Source organism: Streptomyces sp. NPDC026062 (assembly GCF_055568375.1).
The window spans coordinates 116309-135912 of record NZ_JBVHOQ010000009.1 but is presented as its reverse complement, the minus strand read 5'-3'; the positions used below and the strand labels follow the sequence as shown (position 1 = coordinate 135912).

Sequence of the window (19604 nt, the reverse complement as noted above, 5' to 3'; positions counted from 1 at the left end):
ATGTGGGACCGCACACATCTGACGGCCCAGGAGAGCTGAGGACGCTTGCCCGCGGCAGGTCAGAAGCCGAAGTCCTGCGTCCACCAGGGGCCGCCGGCGCCGAAGTGGACACCCACGCCCAGCGTCTTGTAGTCGCAGTTGAGAATGTTCGCGCGGTGGCCGTCGCTGTTCATCCAGGACTCCATCACGGCTGCGGCATCGGCCTGGCCGCGGGCGATGTTCTCACCGCCGAGACCCGTGACGCCGACTGCCGCGGCACGGTCCCACGGGGACTGCCCGTCGGGGTCGGTGTGATCGAAGAACCCGCGGGCCGCCATGTCGTCGCTGAAGTTCTGGGCGAGCGAGGCCAGTGACGCACTCGCGGTCACCGGGCTGCAGCCGACCTTGGCGCGCTCCTGGTTGACCAGGGCCAGCACGGCGGCCTGGGCCGAGGCGGCGGGGGTCGGTGCGGTGCTGGCGCGGGCGGCAGGGGCGGAGGTCTCGGGTGCGGCCGGACTCGACGCGGCGGCCGGTGCCGAGCTCGTCGTGGTGCCGGTGGCGGGGGCCTTCGAGGCGGCGGTGCGCTTCGCCTGCTCCTTCGCGGCGGCCTCCTTCGTCCTCGCCGGGCCCGAGGTCTTCGAGGGGGACGCGGACGAAGCCGAAGGCGTCGCGGAATCGGGGGAGTCCGACGGCGTGGGTGCCTTGGCGCGTTCGGTGCTCCTGCTTGCGGCGGCCGACGACTCACGGTCGGCGGGCGCGGTCGTGGAGCCGCCCTGGGTCAGGAGATCGGGGGCCCCGCCGGAGCGCACCTGGTCGGCGGCCGGACCGCCGCTCACGCTGTGGCTGTCGCCACCGGGCAGCAGACCGGAGGTCACCGCCACGGCTCCGACGGCCAGGGCTGCGGAGACGCCGAGCAGTCCCGTACGTACCGGTATGCCGGACCGCTTCCTGCGGCGCGTGCTCCTGCTCCGGCCCGCGGTCTCCCCCGCGTACTGTTCAGCGGCGGGAGCTGCGGCGGAGCGTCGATGGCGTCCCATCTGCTGTGCCCTTCTGAAGATCCGGACGCCGTTGCCGGCGCACCTTTGCTCACCCGATCGAGTGAAGCTATTGCGAGGGGACTGTACGCCATGGGGATTCGCCGAGAAGTGCTCCGAGAGCAATTGGCCCGTTAGCGTTCGGGCATGAACGAAGATGTGCGACTCACCGCTTGGGTACGCGGCCGAGTGCAGCAAGTAGGGTTCCGCTGGTTCACCAGGGCAAACGCTTTGGAGATCGGCGGACTCACCGGATTCGCCCTCAACCTCGAAGACGGCAGAGTGCAGGTCGTGGCCGAGGGGCCGCGTGAGAATTGCCACCGTCTGCTGGATTGGCTGCGCTCCGACGACACACCCGGCCGCGTTGACGGAGTCACTGAGATCTGGGACACGCCGCGGGGTGGATACGAGGGATTCGCGATCCGCTGATCCGGTCGTCGGGAGGGGAGGGATACGGCCCGTGTTCGGGCCGTGTTCGAGGTGCGTCGAGGGGTGACGGCGAAGGGCGCGGCCATGCGTACACATGAAATGACCTGCGGAATGAGCTGATGGTTGCCAAGATTCGGTTGCCGTGCCAGGCTGCCGGAGTAAGGGTGATCTCCGCTCCCCCGAGGGCCCCGTCGCAGAGTCGCGCCGCATGATCGCCAAGCCGTGCGCGCCCGGGGTGCCCGCCTTTACGGGGTGTGATCGTGTTGACCGTCAAACTTTTTGGTGAGACGCTGAAATCCCCGCGCACCTCAGCTGTTCGGCAGAGCTGTTTGGCAGCAGAACAGCAGTGAACACAGAGCACTGCCGAGCACCGCGGGTGCGATTCCCTCACGACCCACACCGCATCGGTCGGTCACTCAGTGTGGAGGACCATCCATCATGGCAAAGGCGCTTCTCGGTTACGTCGGCGGTTCCGACCCGCGACTCCTCGCCGAGATGCGACGGCTTCAGCAGCGCGTCCAGGATCTTGAGTCCGAGCTCGTCAGGATTCAGGACGAGAACGACGCGCTCAACGCCGCCGCCCAGCACCAAGAGTCGCTGCTCGACAGCATCGACATCGACGTACCTCAGGCGGAGCCGGCGCTGACCTGACCGCAGGCCCCCAGGGGCCGGTCGGGCCGTACGCGTCAGCCGCACGGGAACACCGCCGGATCGTCACCGGATCATTGAAGATCAATCGCTTTTGATCTGCCTCTTCCTATGCCTTGTCACTGGTCCGGCACGCGTGCCTTCATGGAGGCCGCGGATCCGTCGAGGCAGCATCGCAACAAGATTTACCGGGGACGCTTCGGCGTCCCTTCTTTCTTTTCCTCTCCGGCCTGCGCCCGTCCCGCCCCGGACGTACACCCCTTCCCTTAACGTCTGATGTGCCCTGCACCTTCATCAGCGAAACCGAGAGCGAAAGGTAGAGTCCGGCGGCGTGCACCTCAAGGCCCTGACCCTGCGTGGTTTCAAATCGTTCGCCTCCGCCACCACTCTGCGGTTCGAACCCGGGATCACCTGCGTGGTCGGCCCCAATGGGTCGGGCAAGTCCAATGTGGTGGACGCGCTCTCCTGGGTCATGGGGGAGCAGGGCGCCAAATCCCTGCGTGGCGGCAAGATGGAGGATGTGATCTTCGCCGGCACCACCGGGCGGCCGCCGCTGGGCCGGGCGGAAGTATCGCTGACCATCGACAATTCCGACGGCGCGCTGCCCATCGAGTACGCCGAGGTGACCATCACCCGGATCATGTTCCGCAACGGCGGCAGCGAGTACCAGATCAACGGCGACACCTGCCGGCTGCTGGACATCCAGGAACTCCTCTCGGACTCCGGTATCGGCCGGGAGATGCACGTCATCGTCGGCCAGGGCCAGCTGGATTCCGTGCTCCACGCCGACCCGATGGGACGCCGCGCGTTCATCGAGGAGGCGGCGGGCGTCCTCAAACACCGCAAGCGCAAGGAGAAAGCGCTGCGGAAGCTGGACGCGATGGGGGCGAACCTGGCCCGGGTGCAGGACCTCACCGACGAACTGCGGCGCCAGCTGAAGCCGCTCGGCCGGCAGGCGGCGGTGGCCCGCCGGGCCGCCGTCATCCAGGCCGATCTGCGTGACGCCCGGCTGCGTCTCCTCGCCGACGACCTGGTGCGGCTGCACACCGCACTGCGCAGCGAGATCGCCGACGAGGCGGCCCTGAAGCAGCGCCGTGAGGCGGCCGAGACGGAACTGAAGGCCGCTCTCGCGCGCGAGGCCGAACTGGAGGGCGAGGTACGGCGGCTGACGCCGCGGCTCCAGCGCGCCCAGCAGACCTGGTACGAGCTCTCGCAGCTGGCCGAACGGGTACGCGGCACCATCTCGCTCGCCGACGCCCGGGTGAAGAGCGCCACCGCGCCGCCCGAGGAGGAGCGGCGGGGGCGCGATCCCGAGGACATGGAACGCGAGGCCGCCCGGATCCGTGAGCAGGAGGCGGAACTGACCGCCGCGCTGGAGGCGGCGGAGCACGCACGGGAGGACACCGCGTCCCACCGCGCCGAACTCGAACGGGAACTGGCGGCCGAGGACCGCAGGCTCAAGGACGCGGCCCGCGCGCTCGCGGACCGCCGCGAAGGGCTCGCCCGACTGAACGGCCAGGTCAACGCGGCCCGTAGCCGGGCCGGTTCGGCGCAGTCGGAGATCGACCGGCTGGCCGCGTCGCGCGACGAGGCGCAGGAACGGGCAGTCGCGGCCCAGGAGGAGTACGAGCAGCTGAAGGCCGAGGTCGACGGCCTGGACGCGGGCGACACCGAACTCGGTGAGCGGCACGAGGACGCCCGTCGCGAGCTGAAGGAGGCGGAGGGGGCGCTCTCCGCGGCCCGGGAGGAGCTCACCGCCGCCGAGCGCAAGCGCGCGGCGGTCTCGGCCCGCCATGACGCGCTGGCCCTCGGGCTGCGACGGAAGGACGGGACCGGGGTGCTGCTGGGCGCCCGGGACCGGCTGGCGGGCCTGCTCGGACCGGCTGCCGAACTGCTCACGGTGGCCCCGGGCCATGAGGTCGCGGTGGCGGCGGCGCTGGGCGCGGCGGCGGACGCGGTGGCCGTGACGGACCCGGCCACGGCGGCGGAGGCGATCAGGCTGCTGCGTAAACAGGACGCGGGACGCGCCTCCCTGTTGCTCGGCGGCGTCCCCGCAGACGTGAGCCAGGGCGGGGGCGCGCTCGTGAACGGTGGTGAGGGCCGGGGCCTGCCCGTCGGCGGCGCTGTTCCCGGCGGGCCCGATGCCGTGGGCGCGGGGCACGTACCCGGTCAGGGGCCGGAGGCCCGCCCCGCGCCGGGGACCGGTGCGGCCCATGTCCCCGGGCAGGGGGTGGAGCACCATGTTCCCGGTCAGGGTGCGGAGCCCGGCCCCCGGGCACCGGCCGCCGCTTCCCTCACCTCCCACGGCGCGGACGAGGCCGCAGCCGAGGCAGCCGGACGGACGACAGTCCTGGCCCTCGCCGATGGCCGGGGCGCCCCCGCCGTCGCCGACCTCGTCAGCGGTCCCGTCGAACTGATGGCCGCGGTCCGCAGGCTGGTACGGGACATGGTGGTCGTCGGGACGCTGGAGGACGCCGAGGACCTGGTGGCCGCCCGCCCGGAGCTGACAGCGGTGACCGGCGAGGGGGACGTGCTCTCGGCGCACTTCGCCCACGGCGGCTCGGCAGGGGCGCCCAGCCTCCTGGAGGTCCAGGCTTCCGTGGACGAAGCGGCGGCGGAGCTGGCCGAACTCACTGTGCGGTGCGCGGAGCTGGCCGAGGCGCAGCGGCACGCGGACCGGCGGCGCGGCGACTGCGTGGCGCTCGTCGAGGAGCTGGGGGAGCGGCGGCGGGCCGCGGAGCGGGAGAAGTCCGGCGTGGCCCAGCAGCTCGGCCGGCTGGCCGGCCAGGCCCGCGGGGCGGCGGGCGAGGCCGAGCGGATGGCATCGTCCGCCGCCCGCGCGCAGGAGGCCCTTGAGCGGGCGACCGAGGATGCCGAGGAGCTGGCCGAACGGCTGCTGGTGGCCGAGGAGACGGCAGAGGACGGCGCGGACGAGGAGCCGGACACCGCCGTGCGCGACCGGCTGGCCGCCGACGGTGCCAACGCCCGCCAGACCGAGATGGAGGCCCGGCTCCAGGTCCGTACCCACGAGGAACGGGTCAACGCCCTCGCCGGCCGCGCCGACTCGCTCGACCGTGGCGCCCGTGCGGAGCGCGAGGCCCGCGCCCGCGCCGAGCAGCGCCGCGCCCGGCTGCGCCGCGAGGCCCAGGTGGCCTCGGCCGTCGCGGCCGGTGCCCGTCAGCTGCTCGCCCATGTCGAGGTGTCGGTCGTGCGGGCGCAGGAGGAGCAGGCCGCCGCGGAGACGTCGAAGGCCGAGCGGGAGCGGGAGCTGGCTGCCGAACGTCACCGGGGCCGTGAGCTCAAGGGTGAGCTCGACAAGCTGACTGACTCGGTCCACCGGGGCGAGGTGCTCGGTGCCGAGAAGCGGCTGCGCATAGAGCAGCTGGAGGCGAAGGCCCTGGAGGAGCTGGGCGTGGAGCCGGCCGGTCTGGCGGCGGAATACGGGCCGGACCAGCTCGTGCCGCCGTCCCCAGCCGCGGAGGGCGAGGAGCTGCCGGAGGATCCGGAGCATCCGCGCAACCAGCCGAGGCCGTTCGTCCGGGCCGAACAGGAGAAGCGGCTGAAGTCGGCCGAACGGGCGTATCAGCAACTCGGGAAGGTGAATCCTCTCGCCCTTGAGGAGTTCTCGGCGCTGGAGGAGCGGCACAAGTTCCTCTCCGAGCAGCTGGAGGACCTGAAGAAGACCCGGGCCGATCTGATGCAGGTCATCAAGGAGGTCGACGAGCGGGTCGAGCAGGTGTTCACCGAGGCGTACCGGGACACGGCCCGGGAGTTCGAGGGGGTCTTCTCACGACTCTTCCCGGGCGGCGAGGGCCGGCTCATCCTGACCGATCCCGACAACATGCTGGCGACCGGCGTGGACGTCGAGGCCAGGCCGCCGGGCAAGAAGGTCAAGCGGCTCTCCCTGCTGTCGGGCGGGGAAAGGTCGCTGACGGCGGTGGCGTTGCTGGTCTCGATCTTCAAGGCCAGGCCGAGCCCGTTCTATGTGATGGACGAGGTCGAAGCGGCGCTCGACGACACCAATCTGCAGCGCCTGATCCGGATCATGGAGGAGCTCCAGGAAAGCTCCCAGCTCATCGTGATCACCCACCAGAAGCGGACGATGGAAGTCGCCGACGCGCTCTACGGAGTCTCGATGCAGGGGGACGGCGTCTCCAAGGTGATCAGCCAACGGCTGCGCTGAACCTTCGCCCATTCTTCAAGAATTCAACACGCGGATAGGGGTGTTCTTGGGTAGGCGGGGGGAGAAATTGCACCTGCTTCGCAATGTTGACTTTATGAATTGAATGCATAGTCTCTGCGGTGCCGTTTCTCTCTTCAGGTGGTGGCAGCGCTGAAGTTATGCCCCACTAGGAGAGTTCACCCCCCACCGCCTGACGTTGCGGCCAGGCCCCAGGAGTTCATGTGACCAGCACCTCGCAGGGACCGGAGTCCGGAGCACGGGCGGCCCATCCGGACCACATCGGCCATGTCATCTTCATCACCGCCGCGGCCGCTATGGGTGGCTTTCTCTTCGGCTACGACAGCTCCGTCATCAACGGCGCGGTCGAAGCGATCCGCAGCAGGTACGACATCGGCTCCGGCACGCTCGCGCAGGTCATCGCCATCGCACTGATCGGCTGTGCGATCGGTGCCGCCACGGCCGGCCGGATCGCCGACCGCATCGGCCGTATCCGCTGCATGCAGATCGCCTCCGTGCTCTTCACCATCAGCGCCGTGGGCTCCGCGCTTCCCTTCGCGCTGTGGGACCTGGCGATGTGGCGCATCATCGGCGGCTTCGCCATCGGCATGGCGTCGGTGATCGGCCCGGCGTACATCGCCGAGGTCTCCCCGCCCGCCTATCGCGGCCGGCTCGGTTCCTTCCAGCAGGCGGCGATCGTCATCGGTATCGCCATCTCCCAGCTGGTCAACTACGGCATCCTGCAGATCGCCGACGGAGACCAGCGCGGCAAGATCGGCGGGCTGGAAGCCTGGCAGTGGATGCTCGGTGTGATGGTCCTGCCCGCGGTGCTCTACGGACTGCTCTCGTTCGCGATCCCCGAGTCGCCGCGCTTCCTGATCTCCGTCGGCAAGAAGGACCGGGCCCGGCAGATCCTGGAGGAGGTCGAGGGCAAGAACATCGATCTCGACGCCCGGGTCGCCGAGATCGAGACCGCGATGCACCGTGAGCACAAGTCGAGCTTCAAGGACCTGCTCGGCAGCCGCTTCGGCTTCCTGCCCATCGTCTGGGTCGGTATCGGTCTGTCGGTGTTCCAGCAGCTCGTCGGTATCAACGTGGCCTTCTACTACTCGGCGACGCTGTGGCAGTCGGTCGGCATCGACCCGACCGACTCGTTCTTCTACTCGTTCACGACCTCGATCATCAACATCATCGGCACGGTGATCGCGATGATCCTGGTGGACCGGGTCGGGCGTCGCCCGCTGGCCCTCGTCGGCTCCTGCGGTATGGCCATCGCTCTCGCCTTCGAGGCCTGGGCCTTCTCCGCCGACCTGGTCGACGGCAAGCTCCCCACGACCCAGGGCGTGGTCGCGCTCGTCGCCGCCCATGTCTTCGTGCTCTTCTTCGCCCTGTCGTGGGGCGTCGTGGTCTGGGTCTTCCTCGGCGAGATGTTCCCGAACCGGATCCGCGCCGCCGCACTCGGCGTCGCCGCCTCCGCGCAGTGGATCGCCAACTGGGCGATCACCGCGAGCTTCCCGAGCCTCGCCGACTGGAACCTGTCGGGCACGTACATCATCTACGCCTGCTTCGCCACGCTCTCGATCCCCTTCGTCCTCAAGTTCGTCAGGGAGACCAAGGGCAAGGCGCTGGAGGAGATGGGCTGATCCCCGCTGCCCTTCCCCTCGAAGCCGTGAGGCCTCGCCCCGCCCCGGCGGGACGAGGCCTCACGCGTGCTCATCCCCCGATCGCCCCGCAGAACAGGCGCAGGCTGCGCCACCCCTCCTCGACCGGCATCCCGCCGCACAGCGGGTGCAGCACCAGGCTGTCCAGCTCCCCGGCCAGGCCCGCGCACCGGTCCGGTGTGACGATCCGGTAGACGCCCTCGTCCCGGAGCTCCTCCACCGTCGTCGCCGCCGACCGGACGGCCGAGCGGATCTCCTTGGACTGCCAGGAGGCGTACGTACGCGCCTCGTGCAGGAAGTGCTTCCCGTAATCGGCCCACGCCCGGTCCGGATCCTCGGAGACGTGGAGCAACGGCGTCTCGGCCGAGGGCATCATGCAGAAGCCCTCCGTGCCGTGCTCCGCGCGCTGCTCGTGGTAGTACGCCTCCAGCTCCGGCAGATGCGCGCTCGGGAACAGCGGCAGCCCCAGCCGGGCCGCCCGTCGCGCCGCCGCCCGTGAGCTGCCGCCCACCAGCAGCAGCGGATGGGGGCGGGTGAACGGCTGCGGGGTGACCGTGACCGTACGGCCGCGGAACACGAACGGCTCCCCGGTCCACGCCTTCAGCAGCGTCTCCAGCAGCTCGTCCTGGAGCCGCCCCCGCCTGCCCCACTCGACGCCCGCCCGCTCGTACTCCTCGGGCCGGTAGCCGATCCCCGCGACCGTGACCAGCCGGCCCGCGCTCAGGAGATCGAGCACGGCGATGTCCTCGGCCAGCCGCAGGGGATCGTGCAGCGGTCCGATGACGGCGGAGACCGTCACCGCGATCCGGCGGGCGGCTCCGAAGACCGCTCCGGCGAAGGCGAAGGGGGACGGCAGCCACGAGTTGGCCGCCCCGTGGTGTTCCTCGGTCTGCACCGTGTCGACGCCGTTCTCGTCGGCGTACGCGGCCATGTCCAGCGCCGCGCGGTAGCGGGCGGAGAGGGAGTCCGGGGTGGCTGCCGGATCGACGAGGTTGAACCGGACGACGGTGAAGGCCATGACGCTGTCCCCCTGGGGCCTGGCTGGCGGGCTGGGCGGGAGCGGACCATAGCTGACGTAGCGTCAGATGTGTAGGGGTGCGATTCGTGGTCCGCAGCCGCCGGGCGGCCGGGCTGCCCGGCGGCTGGGCGGGTATCCAGGCAGCACCGGCACACGCGCCGGGGTCCGCTGCCCGGGGCCGAAGCCGCTCCCGGACGGGTGTCCGGCCGCGCGGTCGGGGGCTGCCGCGCACACGCGGCCCCGTGAGGGACCGGGCATCCCCCGCGCGGTGCCGCACGTGACCGATACTGGGTGGGTTATGGAATTCGTCATCCTTGCTGTAGTCATCGCCCTGGTCGCGGTCGGCGTGATCAGCGGGCTCGTGGTCAGCAGCCGCAAGAAGAAGCAGCTGCCCCCGGCGCCGTCGAGCACGCCGACCATCACTCCTCCCGCCGAACCCCATGTCGGCGAGGAGGCCGAAACGCCGCGCGACGAGTCGCGCCGCACCATCGAGGAGGCCGGCCTTCCGCCCGAGGGGGCCGCCGGGAAGGCCCCGGAAACCGCCGAGCCGGAGGCGCCCGCCGCCCCCGCGCTGGACGTCCCCGAGCCCACAGCCGGCCGTCTCGTACGGCTCCGGGCCCGGCTCGCCCGCTCGCAGAACTCCCTCGGCAAGGGGCTGCTCACGCTCCTGTCCCGGGACAATCTCGACGAGGACACCTGGGAGGAGATCGAGGACACTCTCCTCACCGCCGACGTCGGTGTCGCTCCCACCCAGGAACTGGTCGAACGGCTCCGGGAGCGCGTCCGCGTCCTCGGCACCCGCACCCCCGAAGAGCTGCGCAAGCTGCTGCGTGAGGAGCTCCTCACTCTCCTCGGAACCGACTTCGACCGTGCGGTCAGGACGGACGGCGGCGCCGAGACCCCCGGCGTCGTGATGGTCGTCGGCGTCAACGGCACCGGCAAGACCACCACCACCGGCAAGCTGGCCCGGGTGCTGGTGGCCGACGGCCGCAGCGTCGTGCTCGGCGCGGCCGACACCTTCCGGGCCGCCGCCGCCGACCAGCTCCAGACCTGGGGCGAGCGCGTCGGCGCCCGCACCGTGCGCGGACCCGAGGGCGGCGACCCGGCGTCGATCGCCTTCGACGCGGTGAAGGAAGGGATCGCCGAGGGCGCCGACGTCGTCCTCATCGACACGGCGGGCCGGCTGCACACCAAGACCGGGCTGATGGACGAGCTCGGCAAGGTCAAGCGGGTCGTCGAGAAGCACGGACCGCTCGACGAGGTCCTGCTCGTCCTCGACGCCACCACCGGGCAGAACGGCCTGGTTCAGGCGCGCGTGTTCGCCGAGGTCGTCGACATCACCGGCATCGTCCTCACCAAGCTCGACGGCACCGCCAAGGGCGGCATCGTCATCGCGGTCCAGCGCGAGCTGGGCGTACCGGTGAAGCTGGTCGGGCTCGGCGAGGGGCCGGACGACCTGGCTCCCTTCGAGCCGGAGGCATTCGTGGATGCCCTGATCGGGGACTGAACCCCCTCCGTACAGCGAGGAGCCCGGCCGCACGCACCGCGTGGGGCCGGGCTCCTCGCTTTCGCGCCCGGGCCGTCGCCGGGCCGCCGGCCCGCAGCTCAGCCGCCGGGGGGCAGCCGGTGGCAGATGTACGCCAGCGTGCCCAGCAGCAGCCGGGCCTCCGGCGGCGCGGCCGCGGTGTCCAGGGCCGGCGGGCGCAGCCAGCGGACCGGGCCGAGGCCGCCCTGGTCCGAAGGGGGTGCGGTGATGTGGGAGCCGGCGCCGAACGCCCGCAGGTCGAGGCCCATGCCGTCCCAGCCCATCCGGTACAGCAGCCGGGGAAGTTCGGCGGCCGCTCCGGGGGCGACGAAGAACTGCGCCCGGCCGGCCGGGGTCACCGCCACCGGGCCCAGGGGCAGCCCCATCCGCTCCATCCGCACGAGCGCCCGGCGCCCGGCGGGCTCCGCGACATCGAGCACATCGAAGCTGCGGCCCACCGGAAGCAGCATCGAGGCGCCGGGCACCTCGCCCCACGCGCGCGCCGCGGTGTCGAGCGTCGCCCCGGCGGGCACCTCCCGCGCGAACGCCAGCGGATGCGCCCCCGGGGAGGGGCAGCCGGCGTCCCCGCACGAGCAGTCGCCGTCCGAGGCACGCGCGCCGGGCATGACCGCCCAGCCCCACAGCCCTGTGTACTCGGCCACCGCGGTGGTCTCGGCCGCACGGCCGCGGCGCCGTGTGCCGGACCGCATCTCGCGGATGCCGCCGATCGTGAAGCCCATACCCCCTCCAACGGGTCCAACGCGCCGGTGGTTACGAACCGGAGCACACTTCGAGAAGCCCTGTCGCTCCCGGCGCTCGGTGTGCACCCGGAGTACGCCCCGGGTGGTGCGAGGGCCCGCGCGCGCCCTTGAATGCATCTCTGCGCCCACCACTGATCGCTGCCCGTCAAGTGAATCGCGCCCGGCCGTGGTGGCGTTCATTCGAAGGGGTGGCGAATGGTGGCGTTTCAGCAAACGCCCTGCCGAGGGGGTGATCGTAGGATTACCGTCGGTACGCGAACCGTGGAAGTATGTACGCCCGTGGGCATGCCGGAGGCAACTCGATTTTCTGTTCGATGCTGGGTAACCGGCATACGATCAGCGTCGGTTCGCGGCATTCTGATAGAGGTCCGCGCGACAGTATTTCGACGGATGGGGGCGTTCCGGTGAGTGGCAGCGGCGCAGGCGATTCGAATGCCGGTAAGCGCCCGAACGGGCAATTGGGATCGTGGTTCGTGCGCAGCGGCTGGTCGAAAGGCGAGCTGGCCCGTCAGGTCAACCGCAGAGCGCGCCAGATGGGTGCCCACCACATCAGCACCGACACCTCGCGGGTGCGGCGCTGGCTCGACGGTGAGCAGCCGCGCGAACCGATCCCGCGCATTCTGTCCGAGCTGTTCTCCGAGCGCTTCGGTTCCGTCGTGGCCGTCGAGGACCTGGGGCTGCGCACCGCCCACCAGGCGCCCTCCGTGGCCGGCGTCGATCTGCCCTGGGCCGGACCCCAGACCGTTGCCCTGCTCAGCGAGTTCTCCCGCAGCGACCTGATGCTCGCCCGCCGGGGATTCCTCGGCAGCTCACTCGCGCTCGCCGCCGGACCCGCCCTCATCGAACCCATGCAGCGCTGGCTGGTGCCCGTCACGCCCGGCGGATCCGGCGCCTCCGTCGAGCCGGAGTCGCCCGACGCCGCCCGCCGCCCCTCCCGGCTCTCCGGCCCCGAGCTCGACCTGCTGGAATCCACCACCGCGATGTTCCGGCAGTGGGACGCCCAGTGCGGCGGCGGACTGCGCCGCAAGGCCGTCGTCGGCCAGCTCCACGAGGTCACCGACCTGCTCCAGGAGCCGCAGCCGGCCGCCACCGCCAAGCGCCTCTTCCGCTGCGCCGCCGAACTGGCCGAGCTGGCGGGGTGGATGAGTTACGACGTCGGCCTCCAGCCCACGGCCCAGAAGTACTTCGTGCTGGCCCTGCACGCCTCCAAGGAGGCCGGTGACAAGCCGCTGGGCTCGTACGTCCTGTCCAGCATGAGCCGCCAGATGATCCACCTCGGCCGGCCCGACGACGCCCTTGAGCTCATCCACCTCGCGCAGTACGGCAGCCGCGACTGCGCCACCGCACGGACCCAGGCCATGCTGTATGCGATGGAGGCCCGCGCCTACGCCAACATGGGCCAGCCCAGCAAGTGCAAGCGGGCCGTCCGGATGGCCGAGGAGACCTTCCTCGACGCGGGGATCGACGGCGAGCCCGAGCCCGACTGGATCCGCTTCTTCTCCGAGGCCGAGCTCAACGGCGAGAACTCGCACTCCTACCGCGACCTGGCCTATGTGGCCGGCCGCAGCCCCACGTACGCCTCGCTCGCCGAACCCGTCATGCAGAGGGCGGTCGAGCTCTTCCGCGAGGACGACGAGCACCAGCGTTCGTACGCACTCAATCTGGTCGGTCTCGCCACCGTCCACCTCCTCAAGCGCGAGCCCGAGCAGTCCACCGTGCTGGCCGAGAAGGCCCTGCGGGTCGCCAAGAAGGTCCGCTCGGAGCGTGTCAACACCCGGCTGCGCAAGACCGTCGACACCGCGGCCAGGGATTTCGGGGACATTCCCGAGGTCGCCCGGCTCACTGATCTCCTCACCGCGCAACTGCCCGAGACCGCTGAAGCGGTCTGAGCGGCACCTCCACTCCGGCCACGACGGCCACCCCGCACCGACCGACTTCGGCTCCCCCGATTGCCTGGTCAGTGGGTGGTTGTCGTGGCCGGTTCGTGTGGTCGTTCCCCTGCCGGAGCGTCGTAACCGCACCGTATGCGGCGTCGGCCGCAGAGTAGGCCCGAGCGCGGGCACGGCATGGGCGGTTCATGGGGACGTAACACGGCGGTCCTCTTAGTCACTGCGGTGAAACACCGTGTGGCATCGGGCGAAACGGCGCTGGGCGAATCTCATGGCGCATAAGGACCGACCGGCAATCGGAGGGCGGTCCGAACCGGCCCGCACCTTTTCCCCAGTGGTCCCGCACGTGGATACGTCCCCACCGCCCCCGCACGCGGCCGCACCGACGACGAGGAGACGCCGATGCCCCCAGGCATCACGACGCTTGCAGCAGACGCCCCGACGCTCTCTGCCGCCAACACCGGGTTCATGCTCATCTGCTCGGCCCTGGTGATGCTCATGACGCCGGCCCTGGCCTTCTTCTACGGAGGCATGGTCCGCGTCAAGAGCACCCTCAACATGCTGATGATGAGCTTCATCAGCCTCGGGATCGTCACGATCCTGTGGGTGCTGTACGGATTCAGCCTCGCTTTCGGCACCGACTCCGGCTCGGTCATCGGCTGGAGCCAGGACTTCGTCGGCCTCAGCGGGATCGGCGTCACGGAACTCTGGGACGGCTACACCATCCCGGTCTACGTCTTCGCCGTCTTCCAGCTGATGTTCGCCGTGCTCACCCCGGCCTTGATAAGCGGCGCCCTCGCCGACCGCGTCAAGTTCACCTCGTGGGCGCTCTTCATCACCCTCTGGGTCACCGTCGTCTACTTCCCGGTCGCGCACTGGGTCTGGGGCGCCGGCGGCTGGCTCTACGAGCTCGGCGTCATCGACTTCGCCGGCGGTACGGCCGTCCACATCAACGCGGGTGCCGCGGCCCTCGGCGTGATCCTGGTGATCGGCAAGCGCGTCGGCTTCAAGAAGGACCCGATGCGGCCGCACAGCCTGCCGCTCGTCATGCTCGGCGCCGGTCTGCTGTGGTTCGGCTGGTTCGGCTTCAACGCCGGCTCGTGGCTCGGCAACGACGACGGCGTCGGCGCGGTCATGTTCGTCAACACACAGGTCGCCACCGCCGCCGCGATGCTCGCCTGGCTCGGCTACGAGAAGCTCCGCCACGGCTCGTTCACCACCCTCGGCGCCGCCTCCGGTGCCGTCGCCGGACTCGTCGCCATCACCCCGGCCGGCGGCGCGGTCAGCCCGCTCGGCGCCATCGCCGTCGGCGCCATCGCCGGTGTGCTGTGCGCCATGGCCGTCGGCCTCAAGTACAAGTTCGGCTACGACGACTCCCTGGACGTCGTCGGCGTCCACCTCGTCGGCGGTATCGCCGGATCCCTCCTCGTGGGCTTCTTCGCCACCGGCGGAGTGCAGTCCGACGCCAAGGGCCTCTTCTACGGCGGCGGGCTCGACCAGCTCGGCAAGCAGGCCGTCGGGGTCTTCGCGGTCCTCGCGTACTCTCTGGTCGTCTCCGCGGTCCTCGCGCTCCTGGTGGACAAGACCATCGGAATGCGGGTCCAGGAGGACGACGAGGTCTCCGGCATCGACCAGGTCGAACACGCCGAGACCGCATACGACTTCAGCGGTGCGGGCGGCGGTTCGTCCTCGCGCTCCACACCCCCCGCACCCGGCACCGCGGCAGCCCCGGCGAACAAGAAGGTGGACGCATGAAGCTCATCACCGCAGTCGTGAAGCCCCACCGGCTCGATGAGATCAAGGAGGCCCTCCAGGCCTTCGGCGTCCAGGGCCTCACGGTCACGGAAGCCAGCGGTTACGGGCGGCAGCGCGGCCACACCGAGGTCTACCGGGGCGCCGAGTACACCGTCGACCTCGTCCCGAAGATCCGCATCGAGGTCCTGGTCGAGGACGAGGACTCCGAACAGCTCATCGACGTCGTCGTGAAGGCCGCCAGGACCGGCAAGATCGGTGACGGCAAGGTCTGGAGCGTCCCGGTCGAGACCGCGATCCGGGTCCGTACCGGCGAACGCGGCCCGGACGCACTCTGACCGACTGTTCCGTACACGGAAAGGCAGCTGGGTGACGAGCACCGAAGTGACCACCGAATCAGAGGACTCGGGACCCAGCGGCTACGCGGCGGCCCGGCTGCTCCTTCTCCAGGAGAAGGAGCGGTCCGGGCCGCCGCGCCGTGCGGCCCTCGCCTCGCTCACCGACGAGTGGCTGACCGCGCTCTTCACCGCCGCGGCCGAACACGCCGGCGTGCGGGGCGCCGCCCTCGTCGCCGTCGGCGGCTACGGCCGGGGCGAACTCTCCCCGCGCAGCGACCTCGACCTCCTCCTCCTGCACGACGGCAGCGCGGACGCCGGAGCCGTCGCCGCTCTCGCCGACCGCGTCTGGTACCCCGTATGGGACCTGGGCCTCTCCCTCGACCACTCGGTACGCACCCCCGCCGAGGCCCGCAGGACAGCGGGGGAGGACCTCAAGGTCCAGCTCGGCCTCCTCGACGCACGGCCCGTCGCCGGGGACCTCGGCCTCGTCGCCTCCCTGCGCACGGCGATCCTCGCCGACTGGCGGAACCAGGCCCCCAAGCGCCTGCCCGCCCTCGACGAGCTCTGCCGCGAACGGGCCGAGCGCCAGGGCGAGCTCCAGTTCCTCCTGGAACCCGACCTCAAGGAGGCCCGAGGCGGACTGCGCGACGCCACCGCCCTGCGCGCCGTCGCCGCCTCCTGGGTCGCCGACGCCCCCCGCGAAGGCCTCGCCGAGGCCCGCCGCGTCCTCCTCGACGCCCGCGACGCCCTCCACCTCACGACAGGCCGCGCCACCGACCGTCTGGCCCTCCAGGAGCAGGACCAGGTCGCCGCCGCCCTCGGCCTTCTCGACGCCGACGCGCTGCTCCGCCAGGTGTACGAGGCCGCCCGCACCGTCTCGTACGCCACCGATGTCACCTGGCGCGAGGTCAACCGGGTGCTGCGGGCCCGCTCGGTCCGTCCCCGGCTGCGCGCCATGCTCGGCGGCGGCAGGGCACCGGCCACCGACCGCACCCCGCTCGCCGACGGCGTCGTCGAGGCCGACGGCGAGGTCGTCCTCGCCCGCACGGCCCGGCCCGAGCGCGACCCGGTTCTCGTCCTGCGGGCCGCCGCGGCCGCGGCCCAGTCCGAGCTGCCGCTCTCCCGCCATGTCGTACGCCACCTCGCCGGCGCCGCCAAACCGCTGCCGGTGCCCTGGCCGGCCGAGGCCCGGGACGAACTCGTCACACTCCTCGGCGCCGGCGAGGCCACCGTCCCCGTCTGGGAGGCACTGGAGGCCGAAGGGCTCATCACCCGGCTGCTGCCCGACTGGGAACGGGTCCACTGCCGGCCCCAGCGCAACCCCGTCCACACCTGGACGGTCGACCGCCACCTCGTCGAGACGGCCGTCCGCGCCTCCTCCCTCACCCGCCGCGTCGGCCGCCCCGACCTCCTGCTCGTCGCCGCGCTGCTCCACGACATCGGCAAGGGCTGGCCCGGCGACCACTCCGTCGCCGGTGAGGTCATCGCCCGCGACATGGCCGCCCGGATCGGCTTCGACCAGCACGACGTGGGCGTCATCGCCACCCTCGTACGCCACCATCTGCTGCTCATCGAGACCGCCACCCGACGCGACCTCGACGACCCGGCCACCGTCCGCTCCGTCGCCGACGCGGTGGGGAGCGCCGCCACTCTGGAGCTTCTGCACGCGCTCACCGAGGCCGACGCGCTCGCCACCGGGCCCGCCGCCTGGTCCACCTGGCGCGCCTCCCTCGTCGCCGATCTCGTCAAACGTGCCGCGGCGGTCCTCGCCGGGGAAGCACCCGAGGAGCCCGAGGAGACGGCGCCCAGCGCCGAGCAGGAGCGCCTGGCCATCGAGGCCCTGCGCACCGGCGAACCCGTCCTCGCCCTGCACGCCCAGGCGGAGACCCCGCAGGAGGACGGGGGCCCCGAACCCGTCGGCGTCGAACTCCACATCGCCCTCCCGGACCGCCCCGGCGTGCTTCCCGCAGCGGCCGGGGTCCTCGCCCTGCACCGGCTGACCGTCCGCGCCGCCGACCTGCGTGCAGTGGAGCTCCCCACGGAGCTGGGCGAGAGAGCGGATCTGCTGCTGCTCAGCTGGCGGGTGGCGGCCGAGTACGGGTCCCTGCCCCAGGCCGCCCGGCTGCGCGCCGACCTCGTCCGCGCCCTGGACGGCTCCCTGGACATCAGGGCCCGTCTCGCCGAGCGGGAGGCCGCCTATCCGAGGCGCCGGGGGGTGAAGGCCCCGCCGCCGAGGGTGACCGTCGCGGCGGGCGGCTCGCAGCTGGCCACGGTGATCGAGGTACGCGCCCAGGACGCCCCCGGCCTGCTGCACCGGATCGGCCGGGCGCTGGAACAGAGCGCGGTCCGGGTACGCAGCGCGCATGTGTCGACGCTGGGGGCCAACGCGGTGGACACCGTCTATGTCACGGACGCGGCGGGCGAGCCGCTGTCCGCGGAGCGGGCCGCCGAGGTGGCCCGGGAGATCGAGAAGGCGCTCGGCTGAGGCGTGCCGCTTCCGTCGGCGAACCACCGGACCGGATGGCGTCCCCGCTGTCGCGGGGCGCTCCGCGCCACGGCGTAGCGGCCTTCCGTACCCCGGCACCCTCCCCGTCGGCCGCGGGGATGGCCGACCTCGCACGCCGAATACGACGGGCGAGGCCGGCCGCTCGCCGGAGCCGGATACCCTGGGGGACGACTACCTGCCCACACCCCCGACCCTGAGGACCGACGAGCGCCGTGTTCGATACTCTCTCCGACCGCCTTGCCGCGACTTTCAAGAACCTCAGGGGCAAGGGCCGCTTGTCCGAGGCGGACATCGACGCCACGGCTCGCGAGATCCGTATCGCCCTGCTGGAAGCCGATGTCGCGCTCCCCGTCGTCCGGTCCTTCATCGCCAAGGTCAAGGAGCGGGCGCGCGGCGCCGAGGTCTCCCAGGCGCTGAATCCTGCGCAGCAGATGATCAAGATCGTCAACGAGGAGCTCGTCTCCATCCTCGGTGGCGAGACCCGGCGGCTGCGGTTCGCCAAGACCGCCCCCACCGTGATCATGCTCGCGGGTCTCCAGGGTGCGGGCAAGACGACCCTCGCCGGAAAGCTCGGTGTCTGGCTCAAGGGCCAGGGCCACTCCCCGCTGCTCGTCGCCTGTGACCTCCAGCGCCCCAACGCCGTCAACCAGCTGAGCGTCGTCGCCGACCGCGCCGGAGTGGCGGTGTACGCGCCGGAGCCGGGCAACGGCGTCGGCGACCCGGTCCAGGTCGCCAAGGACTCGATCGAGTACGCCCGGTCCAAGCAGTTCGACATCGTCATCGTCGACACCGCCGGCCGTCTCGGCATCGACCAGGAGCTGATGCGGCAGGCCGCGGACATCCGCGACGCCGTCAGCCCCGACGAGATCCTCTTCGTCGTCGACGCGATGATCGGCCAGGACGCGGTCAACACCGCCGAGGCCTTCCGGGACGGCGTCGGCTTCGACGGCGTGGTGCTCTCCAAGCTCGACGGTGACGCCCGCGGTGGTGCGGCCCTGTCGATCGCCCATGTCACGGGCAAGCAGATCATGTTCGCGTCGAACGGCGAGAAGCTTGAGGACTTCGACGCCTTCCACCCCGACCGCATGGCGTCCCGCATCCTCGACATGGGTGACCTGCTCACCCTGATCGAGCAGGCGGAGAAGACCTTCAGCCAGGAAGAGGCCGCTCAAATGGCCTCCAAACTGGCGTCCAGCAAGGGCGGAAAGGACTTCACGCTCGACGACTTCCTGGCCCAGATGGAGCAGGTCAGGAAGATGGGCTCCATCTCCAAGCTGCTCGGGATGCTGCCCGGCATGGGGCAGATCAAGGACCAGATCAACAACATCGACGAGCGCGACGTCGACCGCACCGCCGCGATCATCAAGTCGATGACCCCGAAGGAGCGCGCCGAGCCGACGATCATCAACGGCTCTCGGCGGGCCCGTATCGCCAGGGGCTCCGGTGTCGAGGTCAGCGCCGTGAAGAACCTGGTCGAGCGGTTCTTCGAGGCCCGCAAGATGATGTCGAAGATGGCCCAGGGCGGCGGCATGCCGGGGATGCCCGGGATGCCGGGCATGGGCGGCGGCCCCGGCCGGCAGAAGAAGCAGGTCAAGCAGGCCAAGGGCAAGCGCAAGAGCGGTAACCCGATGAAGCGCAAGGCCGAGGAAGCGGCCGAGGCGGCCCGCCGCGAGCAGGCGGCCCAGGGCGGCGCGCTCGGGCTGCCCGCCGGCCAGGCCGACAAGAACTTCGAGCTGCCGGACGAGTTCAAGAAGTTCATGGGCTGAGCGGCCTGCCGAGTCACGTCCCCGAGGGGGCGCCCGCTTCACCGCGGGCGCCCCCTCGGGCGTGTACGGGGGTGAAGGCCCTCGCGGGAATCCCTCCATGGGCCCAGCGGACCACCGC

Annotated in this window: 13 protein-coding genes; 10 read left to right on the top strand and 3 right to left on the bottom strand. The window is 71.2% G+C overall.

Going from position 1 to position 19604, the window contains the following annotated elements:
* Positions 1-59 precede the first annotated feature (59 nt).
* On the bottom strand, positions 60-1016 hold the full coding sequence (locus tag ACZ4LX_RS10790; RefSeq protein WP_467640869.1) for a CAP domain-containing protein: 957 nt from the start codon (positions 1014-1016) through the stop codon (positions 60-62).
* Between the two features lie 144 nt (positions 1017-1160).
* On the opposite strand from ACZ4LX_RS10790, the gene ACZ4LX_RS10785 reads away from it, so the two are divergent.
* From ACZ4LX_RS10785 to ACZ4LX_RS10770, 4 genes are all read left to right on the top strand, one after another.
* Positions 1161-1442: an acylphosphatase gene (locus ACZ4LX_RS10785; protein WP_326739020.1), complete on the top strand. Its 282-nt coding sequence runs from the start codon at positions 1161-1163 to the stop codon at positions 1440-1442.
* A 438-nt stretch (positions 1443-1880) separates the two neighbouring features.
* Positions 1881-2093 (top strand): hypothetical protein, encoded by a 213-nt coding sequence (locus tag ACZ4LX_RS10780; protein WP_018551753.1) that lies wholly within the window; start codon positions 1881-1883, stop codon positions 2091-2093.
* A gap of 328 nt (positions 2094-2421) precedes the next feature.
* On the top strand, positions 2422-6273 hold the full coding sequence (locus ACZ4LX_RS10775; protein ID WP_467640863.1) for an AAA family ATPase: 3852 nt from the start codon (positions 2422-2424) through the stop codon (positions 6271-6273).
* Between the two features lie 221 nt (positions 6274-6494).
* Positions 6495-7913, top strand: coding sequence for a sugar porter family MFS transporter (locus ACZ4LX_RS10770; protein ID WP_467640860.1), 1419 nt, complete (start codon positions 6495-6497; stop codon positions 7911-7913).
* 70 nt (positions 7914-7983) lie between these two features.
* Here ACZ4LX_RS10770 and ACZ4LX_RS10765 read toward each other — a convergent pair whose 3' ends face one another.
* Positions 7984-8949 (bottom strand): LLM class flavin-dependent oxidoreductase, encoded by a 966-nt coding sequence (locus tag ACZ4LX_RS10765; protein WP_467640857.1) that lies wholly within the window; start codon positions 8947-8949, stop codon positions 7984-7986.
* A 298-nt stretch (positions 8950-9247) separates the two neighbouring features.
* Between ACZ4LX_RS10765 and ftsY the strand changes: the two genes are divergently transcribed.
* Positions 9248-10456 carry a signal recognition particle-docking protein FtsY gene (ftsY, locus tag ACZ4LX_RS10760; RefSeq protein ID WP_467640855.1) on the top strand — a complete coding sequence of 403 codons (1209 nt, stop codon included), beginning with the start codon at positions 9248-9250 and terminating at the stop codon, positions 10454-10456.
* 98 nt (positions 10457-10554) lie between these two features.
* Here the strand turns inward: ftsY and ACZ4LX_RS10755 are convergent, their stop codons facing one another.
* Positions 10555-11214: a bifunctional DNA primase/polymerase gene (locus ACZ4LX_RS10755; RefSeq protein ID WP_467640852.1), complete on the bottom strand. Its 660-nt coding sequence runs from the start codon at positions 11212-11214 to the stop codon at positions 10555-10557.
* 425 nt (positions 11215-11639) lie between these two features.
* Here ACZ4LX_RS10755 and nsdA point away from each other — a divergent pair, with 425 nt between their 5' ends.
* The 5 genes from nsdA to ffh all read left to right on the top strand — a co-directional run bounded on the left by nsdA (position 11640) and on the right by ffh (position 19486).
* Positions 11640-13124 (top strand): transcriptional repressor NsdA, encoded by a 1485-nt coding sequence (nsdA, locus tag ACZ4LX_RS10750; RefSeq protein ID WP_467640849.1) that lies wholly within the window; start codon positions 11640-11642, stop codon positions 13122-13124.
* A 402-nt stretch (positions 13125-13526) separates the two neighbouring features.
* On the top strand, positions 13527-14879 hold the full coding sequence (locus ACZ4LX_RS10745; protein WP_467640846.1) for an ammonium transporter: 1353 nt from the start codon (positions 13527-13529) through the stop codon (positions 14877-14879).
* Positions 14876-15214, top strand: a complete 339-nt coding sequence (locus ACZ4LX_RS10740; protein WP_136330688.1) for a P-II family nitrogen regulator — start codon at positions 14876-14878, stop codon at positions 15212-15214. The genes ACZ4LX_RS10745 and ACZ4LX_RS10740 overlap by 4 nt, the downstream gene beginning before the upstream one ends.
* A gap of 31 nt (positions 15215-15245) precedes the next feature.
* A complete protein-coding gene (locus tag ACZ4LX_RS10735) occupies positions 15246-17699 on the top strand; it encodes a [protein-PII] uridylyltransferase (protein ID WP_467640843.1) in 2454 nt (817 codons plus the stop codon).
* Between the two features lie 233 nt (positions 17700-17932).
* The gene (gene ffh, locus ACZ4LX_RS10730) at positions 17933-19486 is read left to right on the top strand and encodes a signal recognition particle protein (RefSeq protein WP_467640840.1); all 1554 of its coding nucleotides are present in this window, start codon (positions 17933-17935) and stop codon (positions 19484-19486) included.
* The last annotated feature ends 118 nt before the right edge of the window (positions 19487-19604 follow it).

Coding starts and splice junctions, on each gene's coding strand:
- ACZ4LX_RS10755 (WP_467640852.1), bottom strand. CDS start 11,214: ATGGGCTTCACGATCGGCGGCATCCGCGAGATGCGGTCCGGCACACGG.
- ACZ4LX_RS10745 (WP_467640846.1), top strand. CDS start 13,527: ATGCCCCCAGGCATCACGACGCTTGCAGCAGACGCCCCGACGCTCTCT.
- ACZ4LX_RS10785 (WP_326739020.1), top strand. CDS start 1,161: ATGAACGAAGATGTGCGACTCACCGCTTGGGTACGCGGCCGAGTGCAG.
- ACZ4LX_RS10790 (WP_467640869.1), bottom strand. CDS start 1,016: ATGGGACGCCATCGACGCTCCGCCGCAGCTCCCGCCGCTGAACAGTAC.
- ACZ4LX_RS10780 (WP_018551753.1), top strand. CDS start 1,881: ATGGCAAAGGCGCTTCTCGGTTACGTCGGCGGTTCCGACCCGCGACTC.
- ftsY (WP_467640855.1), top strand. CDS start 9,248: ATGGAATTCGTCATCCTTGCTGTAGTCATCGCCCTGGTCGCGGTCGGC.
- ACZ4LX_RS10740 (WP_136330688.1), top strand. CDS start 14,876: ATGAAGCTCATCACCGCAGTCGTGAAGCCCCACCGGCTCGATGAGATC.
- ACZ4LX_RS10765 (WP_467640857.1), bottom strand. CDS start 8,949: ATGGCCTTCACCGTCGTCCGGTTCAACCTCGTCGATCCGGCAGCCACC.